Annotated in this window: 1 tRNA gene; it reads left to right on the top strand. The window is 45.4% G+C overall.

Annotated elements, in window-relative coordinates:
* Positions 1-104: 104 nt before the first annotated feature.
* Positions 105-180 (top strand) — tRNA-Ala (locus ACT3T7_RS18445).
* Positions 181-271 lie beyond the last annotated feature (91 nt).

Below are 271 nucleotides of genomic sequence, written 5' to 3'. Positions count from 1 at the left end.
GATTTTATCCATCTCTGCGTTATTTTATGACTCGCATAGCAGGCTATGCTTCGCCATAAAATGCCTTGTGATGAATAAAATTCCGAGAGGTAAGTGTCTAAAATGGGGCCATAGCTCAGCTGGGAGAGCGCCTGCCTTGCACGCAGGAGGTCAGCGGTTCGATCCCGCTTGGCTCCACCATTATGTTGGTTTTTATCCAACGCCGTTTGTTTGTTTTGTGACCATTGATAAGTCGCACGTTTAAATCGTCGCTTTATCACTGTTCATTGAA

It is taken from the genome of Halomonas sp. 111 (assembly GCF_052379685.1).
Classification (GTDB): domain Bacteria; phylum Pseudomonadota; class Gammaproteobacteria; order Pseudomonadales; family Halomonadaceae; genus Vreelandella; species Vreelandella citrativorans.
The sequence above is the reverse complement of the archived record's forward strand: the minus strand, read 5'-3'. Positions and strand labels throughout refer to the sequence as shown.